The 6,589-nt window shown below is 67.4% G+C and carries 8 protein-coding genes; 5 read left to right on the plus strand and 3 right to left on the minus strand.

Features of this window, described 5'->3' with window-relative positions:
• Positions 1-13 precede the first annotated feature (13 nt).
• Genes CA951_RS39420 through thpD form a run of 4 tightly spaced genes read left to right on the plus strand, consistent with a single transcriptional unit; the run spans position 14 to position 3,147 of the window.
• Positions 14-757: an Asp/Glu/hydantoin racemase gene (locus CA951_RS39420; RefSeq protein ID WP_087562028.1), complete on the plus strand. Its 744-nt coding sequence runs from the start codon at positions 14-16 to the stop codon at positions 755-757.
• Positions 758-791: 34 nt separating this feature from the next.
• Positions 792-1,532 carry an aspartate/glutamate racemase family protein gene (locus tag CA951_RS39425; protein ID WP_087562034.1) on the plus strand — a complete coding sequence of 247 codons (741 nt, stop codon included), beginning with the start codon at positions 792-794 and terminating at the stop codon, positions 1,530-1,532.
• On the plus strand, positions 1,519-2,196 hold the full coding sequence (locus CA951_RS39430) for a GntR family transcriptional regulator (protein ID WP_087562029.1): 678 nt from the start codon (positions 1,519-1,521) through the stop codon (positions 2,194-2,196). Before CA951_RS39425 ends, CA951_RS39430 begins: the two co-directional genes overlap by 14 nt.
• A gap of 36 nt (positions 2,197-2,232) precedes the next feature.
• Positions 2,233-3,147 carry an ectoine hydroxylase gene (gene thpD, locus CA951_RS39435; protein ID WP_087562030.1) on the plus strand — a complete coding sequence of 305 codons (915 nt, stop codon included), beginning with the start codon at positions 2,233-2,235 and terminating at the stop codon, positions 3,145-3,147.
• 41 nt (positions 3,148-3,188) lie between these two features.
• Here the strand turns inward: thpD and CA951_RS39440 are convergent, their stop codons facing one another.
• Positions 3,189-3,632, minus strand: coding sequence for a MarR family winged helix-turn-helix transcriptional regulator (locus CA951_RS39440; RefSeq protein WP_012691665.1), 444 nt, complete (start codon positions 3,630-3,632; stop codon positions 3,189-3,191).
• A 156-nt stretch (positions 3,633-3,788) separates the two neighbouring features.
• On the opposite strand from CA951_RS39440, the gene CA951_RS39445 reads away from it, so the two are divergent.
• A complete protein-coding gene (locus tag CA951_RS39445; RefSeq protein ID WP_087562031.1) occupies positions 3,789-4,988 on the plus strand; it encodes an MFS transporter in 1,200 nt (399 codons plus the stop codon).
• A 78-nt stretch (positions 4,989-5,066) separates the two neighbouring features.
• Here CA951_RS39445 and CA951_RS39450 read toward each other — a convergent pair whose 3' ends face one another.
• Positions 5,067-5,843: an enoyl-CoA hydratase gene (locus CA951_RS39450; RefSeq protein ID WP_087562032.1), complete on the minus strand. Its 777-nt coding sequence runs from the start codon at positions 5,841-5,843 to the stop codon at positions 5,067-5,069.
• Positions 5,840-6,589 (minus strand): 3-hydroxyisobutyryl-CoA hydrolase (locus CA951_RS39455; protein WP_087562035.1); only part of this gene is annotated, 750 nt, incomplete at its 5' end. The genes CA951_RS39455 and CA951_RS39450, both read right to left, overlap by 4 nt.

Below are 6,589 nucleotides of genomic sequence, written 5' to 3' on the forward strand. Positions count from 1 at the left end.
AAGGTGAGGCCTGGTGTTGGAACTGAACATTCCCGAATTCGAAGGGCCGATCGCGCAACGGGGAATAGGCATCATCGCCCCGTTCGACCTGGCCCTCGAACGTGAACTCTGGCGTTGGGCTCCCCTCGAGGTGAGCCTGCATCTGGCGCGCACGCCGTACGAACCCGTGCCCGTCAGCCTGGAGATGGCCGAACTCGTATCCGAACGAAGACACCTCATGGCGGCGACGCGCGACGTCCTGCACGTCGAGCCGGAGGTCGTGGCCTATCTGTGCACGTCGGGAAGTTTCATCAAGGGCCTCGACTACGAGCGAACGCTGTGCGACGCGATCTGCGAGGCAGGCGCCCTGCACGCGGTCACCACGTCCGGGGCGCTGGTCGAGGCGATCGAACACCTCGAGCTCAGCCGGCTGTCGGTGATCACGCCGTACGACGCCCCGCTGACCGAACGGTTACACGCGTTCCTGAACGAGGCCGGCACCGAGGTGGTGCGCTCCGATCACCTCGGGCTCGGCGGCGGCATCTGGAAGGTCAACTACCGCACGATCGCCGAACGGATCATCGCGGCGGACGACCCCCGGTCGGAGGCGATCTTCGTCAGCTGTACCAACCTGCCGACCTACGACATCATCGCCCCGATCGAGCAGGAACTCGGCAAACCGGTCCTCACCGCCAACCAACTCACGATCTGGGCCTGTCTGGGCCGGATGAAACTCCCCATGACAGGGCCCGGCAAGTGGCTCCGCAACGTCTTCTGACACACCCCCTCACGACACGAAAAGAGGAGAACGCATGACGAGCACGCCGACACCCACTGTGGGATTCATCTACCCGGACCACGCCGCCGAAGACGACTACCCCTTCGCCGCGGAGATGCTCGGAGTGGATCTGCCGGTCGTGCACATCTACGGCACCGACCTGCACGCCGTGCCCGAACTGCTCGACCTCGGCAGCCCGGAGAAACTCGCCGGCGGGGCCGCACTGCTCGCCGACGAGAAGCCGGACGCCGTCGTGTGGGCGTGCACGTCGGGCAGCTTCGTCTACGGCCCCGACGGCGCGAAGCAGCAGGCCGAGACGCTCGCCGCCGCCACCGGGGTGCCCACGTCCAGCACCAGTTTCGCGTTCGTCAACGCCCTGCACGCCCTGGGGATCACCCGGGTCGCGGTGGCCGCGAGCTACCCGGAGGACGTCGCGAAGCTGTTCGTCGAATTCCTCGCCGCCGCCGGCATCGAGGTGCTGTCGATGTCGAGCGCGGGGATCGACACCGCCGCCGAGGTCGGTCAGCTCAGCCCCGAATCCGTAGTGGAACTCGCGGTGGAGAACGACCACCCGGACGCCGAAGCCCTGCTCATCCCCGACACGGCCATGAGGACGCTGGGCGCGCTGAGTACTCTCGAGCAGCGCCTCGGCAAGCCGGTCCTCACGGCAAACCAGGTGACCATCTGGGAAGGCCTGCGTCTTGCGGGCCACACGGCGGTGCAACCGTCGTTAGGAACCTTGTTCGAGAAAGGCCACAGTCATGGCTCTGACTGACCTGGAACCCGTCAGTCGTCAATCGACTGCCGAATTCATCGCGGACCGCCTGCGGGTCGCCATCATGAAGGGTGCCCTCGAACCGGGTGCACAGCTGGGCGAGGCGGAACTGGCCGCGCACTTCCAGGTCTCGCGCGGACCCCTGCGCGAAGCCATGCAGAGACTCGTGTCCGAGGGCATACTGCACAGCATCCGTCACCGCGGGATCTTCGTGACGGAACTGAGCCTCGACGACGTCGTCGACGTGTACCGCAGCCGGTCGGTCATCGAGCGCGGGGCCCTCGAGATGATTCTCGCCGACGGTCGCCGGGAAGCCACCTACCTGGCGCTCGAACCCACCGTCCTCGTGATGCAGGCCGCGGCCGAGCGCGGCGACGCCGCCGCCGTCTCGGACGCCGATCAGCAGTTCCACCAGATCCTGGTGGAGAGCGCGCAGAGCCCGCGGCTCATCCGCGCGGCGCGGACGCTGCTGATCGAGACCCGGATGTGCCTGGGTGCGTTGCAGACCACCTACGACGACATCCGCGAGCAGGCGCAGGAACACGCGACCCTGCGCGAGGCGATCCGGTCGGGCACGGCAGGCGAGGTGCAGAAACTGCTCGCCGAACACCTGGACGACGCCGTCCAGCGGCTCCGCGCCGATCAGAAGACGCTGTCGTCATAGCGACAGTGCAGTAGAGGTAACTGCCGAGGAGGGGCAATGACTCAGGTAGCTGAGGTTCAGGGATCCACCAACAGTCACGATCGGTACCCCACTCGGATCCTCTCCGAGCCGTCGATGCTCCAACGGAACGAACCCGCCGTCTGGGGTGAACCCGCGGACGGCCCCTTCGACGCGGCCGCCCTCGCCGGACACGAGGCACGCGGCTTCACCATCGTCGACCACGTCCTGGGCGACGGCGAAGTGACGTCGTGCCGGGAGGAACTCGACCGGCTGTCCCGGGATCCGTCGATGCGCGACAGCGGTCGCGTCATCACCGAACGCGGCACCGACGAGGTCCGGTCCGTCTTCGACGTCCACCGGCGCAGCGACGTGGTGGCCGCGCTGATCCGCGACGGCCGGATTCTCGACCGCGCGCGGCAACTTCTCGGCTCCGACGTCTACATCCACCAGAGCCGGATCAACTCCATGCCCGGCTTCAAGGGCACCGGTTTCTACTGGCACTCGGACTTCGAGACCTGGCACGCCGAGGACGGGCTCCCCGTGCCGCGGGCCGTCAGCTGCTCGATCACCCTCACCGAGAACTACCCGTTCAACGGGTCGCTGATGGTGATGCCCGGTTCGCACAAGCGGTTCGTCCAGTGCGTCGGCGCCACCCCCGACGACAACTACACGTCGTCCCTCGTCGAGCAGGAGGTCGGGGTTCCGCGCCGGGAGGACGTGACCCGGATGGCCGCGGAGTTCGGGATCGACCAGTTCACCGGTGCGGCGGGCACCGCGCTGTGGTTCGACTCCAACGTCATGCACGGGTCGGGCAACAACATCACGCCCTACCCGCGGTCGAATCTGTTCCTCGTGTTCAACAGTGTCGAGAACACGCTCGTCGCGCCGTTCGCCGCACCGCGGCCGCGGCCGGAGTACATCGCGTCGCGCGACTTCACGCCGTTGTCCTGACGTGAGTGGCGCGGTGTGCCCCGGCACGCCGCGCCACTCACCTACGCGGGGAGCTCGTGCAGGGCGCGGGCGAGGTGGGCGAGTTCGGGAACCTCGGCGGCCCGGTCCAGCGCCGACTCCAGGGTGGCGTCGTGGGTGGGACGCGCCTCGTCCAGCGCCGCCCGGCCCGCGGGCGTGAGTTCGGTGTAGATGCCGCGACGGTCGTCGTCGCACAGGATCCGGGTGAGCAACCCGCGGTTCTCCAGCCGGTTCACGAGCCGGGTGGTGGCACTGCTGCTCAGCGCGGCCGCGCGGGCGAGCTGAGCCATCCGCATGTGCCAGCCGTCCTGGCGGCTCAGTGCGTCGAGCACCGTGTACTCGACCACCGAGAGGTCGTGACCCCGCTGCAGGGCGCGTTCGAGTTCCGCCTCGAGCAGACCGTGCAGGGCCGCGAGCGTGCGCCATCCCTGCGACCGGATCTCGACGGCGTCGTCAGCGACTGCCATGGCCACCTCCTGTGGATACGAGTGCCAGGTCAGAATACCAGCTTGCGCACATATCAGGCGTGTGCAACTATTTATGGCGCGCTTGCAACTAATGCAGACGCGGTATTCGAGCTAGCGCTCTTATCTCTTCGAAGCTGTACGAAAGGAGTGGCTGCGATGCCACTGGGTCTGCTCGCCCTCGCAATGGGCGGCTTCGGGATCGGTCTCACCGAATTCGTCATCATGGGACTGCTGCCGGAGGTGTCGGCCGATTTCCAGGTGAGCGAATCGGTGGCCGGCTACCTCATCTCCGGCTATGCCCTCTCCGTCGCCATCGGGGCCATCGTCATCACCGCGGCGGTCACCCGCTTCGACCGCAAAACAGTCCTCCAGTCGCTGATGGTGCTGTTCATCGGCGGCAACCTCCTGTCGGCGATCGCCCCGACCTACGAGGTGATGATGGGTGGACGCGTCCTCGCGGCCCTGTGCCACGGCGCGTTCTTCGGCATCGGATCGGTTCTCGCCGCCGACCTCGTGCCCGCGAGCAAGCGGGCCGCGGCCATCGCGACGATGTTCGCGGGACTCACCATCGCCAATGTGCTCGGCGTCCCGTTCGGCACGTTCCTCGGCCAGCAGTTCGGCTGGCGCTCCACGTTCTGGGCCATCACTGTCATCGGCGTCGTGGCGCTGATCGGTATCACCGCGCTGGTGCCGTCCGTGTCCCGTGCGGCGGAGGCGCCCGAAACCGCCGGTCTGCGCGGCGAACTGCGGGCCTTCCGGAACCCACAGGTGTGGTTCTCGATCGCCGTCACCATCCTCGGATTCGGCGGCATGTTCGGTGCGTTCACCTACATCGCGTTCACCCTCACCGAGGTCGGCGGCTTCGCGTCGACCAGCGTCCCGTGGCTGCTCGTGCTCTTCGGCGGCGGCCTGTTCGTCGGTAACGTCCTCGGCGGACGCGCCGCCGACAAGGCGCTCACCCGAACCCTGACCACCGTTCTCGCCGTGCTCACCGTCGTGCTCGTCGTATTCGCCCTCACGGCTGGCAGCAAGCCGATGACGATCGTGGCCCTGTTCCTCATGGGACTCTTCGGATTCGCGACCGTCCCCGGACTGCAGATGCGCATCATGAACTACGCGGCGCAGGCGCCGACCATGGCATCCGGCGCCAACATCGCCGCCTTCAACGTAGGCAACGCACTCGGAGCCTGGCTCGGCGGCATCACCATCGCAGCGGGACTCGGCTTCACCTCCCCGATCTGGATGGGAGCGGCACTCACCGTGGCCGCGCTTGCCGTCCTCCTCGTCGCCACTGCAGTCGACCGTCGGTCGAAAGCTCAGCCGGTGGAGGATGATTCGGCAGTCGTGCCGGTCTAGCGGCGGAGCCGCCCGGGGCGCAAACACGAACACCCCGCACCGAATGCTCGGTGCGGGGTGTTCGGGTCGGGCGGGGGACTACCGGTGGGTGAACTCCGGCGACCGCTTTTCGACGAACGCGGCCATGCCTTCCTTCTGGTCCTCGGTGGCGAATGTCGAGTGGAATACGCGTCGCTCGAAGCGAATTCCCTCGCTGAGGGTGGTCTCGAAGGACCGGTTGACCGCTTCCTTCGCCATCATCGCGACGGGCAGCGACATCTCGGCGACGGTGGTGGCCGTGTCCAGCGCTTCGTCGAACAAATCGGCGGCCGGGACGATGCGGGCGACGAGTCCGGCGCGTTCGGCCTCCACGGCGTCCATGTTCCGGCCCGTCAGGCACAGTTCCATCGCCTTGGCCTTGCCGACGGCACGCGTGAGGCGCTGCGAGCCGCCGATGCCGGGGATGACACCGAGTTTGATCTCGGGCTGACCGAACTTGGCGGTGTCGGCGGCGAGCAGGATGTCACACATCATCGCCAGTTCGCATCCGCCGCCGAGGGCATATCCCGCCACGGCGGCAACGATGGGTTTACGGGCGGCGGCGATGCGGTCGCCGATGGAGAAGAAGTCGTCGAGGTACACGTCCATGTACGACTTGGTCTGCATCTCCTTGATGTCGGCGCCGGCGGCGAACGCCCGGTCGGACCCGGTGATGAGGATCGCGCCGATGTCGCTGTCGCTGTCGAGTTCCTCGATTGCCGTGACGAGTTCGCGCAGCAGTTGGGAGTTCAACGCGTTCAGCGCTTTCGGGCGGTTGAGGGTGATGATCCCGACCCGGCCCTTGCGGTCGAGGAGGATGGTGTCGTAGTCGGTCATTGCTGATCTCCGGTTGTCGTAGGTGCTGTCAGGCCGAGTTCGAGGTCGCCGAGGGGTGCGAAGAACGTGGCGACGTCGGCGTCGGTCACGTCGTCGATCGTCGCGGGCGACCAGTGCGGGTTGCGGTCCTTGTCGACGACCTGCGCCCGGATCCCCTCGACCAGATCGGCCGAACCCAGGCACGCCACGGACACCCGGAACTCCTCGTTCAGCACCTCCTCGAGACTGCCCGCCACGCGGGCCCGGCGCAGCGACGCCAACGTGACCGCGCACGCGGTCGGCGACTTCGACAGCACCTGCTCGGCCGCCTTCTGCGCCTCCGGCACCGCACTGGCCTGCAGCCGGGCCACGATCTCCGCAACCGAGTCCGCGGAATACGCGGCATCGATCCAGCCCTGCTGGGCCAGCAGGTCCGACTCGGGGGCCGGTTCGGTGAACTCCGCCAACGCCTCGTCGATCGTCGTAGTCGACAGCGCCTCGACGAACGCCTCGATCTTGGCGGAGGGGATGAAGTGGTCGGCGAACCCGCACGCGATCGCATCCCCCGCACTCAGGCGTGCCGTGGTCAACGCGATGTGGGTGCCCAACTCTCCCGGGGTGCGGGCCAGCAGGAACGTGCCGCCGACGTCGGGAACGAACCCGATCCCGGTCTCGGGCATCCCGATCATCGACCGCTCGGTCACGATCCGCACACTGCCGTGCGCCGACACCCCGACCCCGCCGCCCATCACGATGCCGTCCATGAT

Source organism: Rhodococcus sp. NCIMB 12038 (assembly GCF_002165735.1).
Taxonomy (GTDB): domain Bacteria; phylum Actinomycetota; class Actinomycetes; order Mycobacteriales; family Mycobacteriaceae; genus Rhodococcus_F.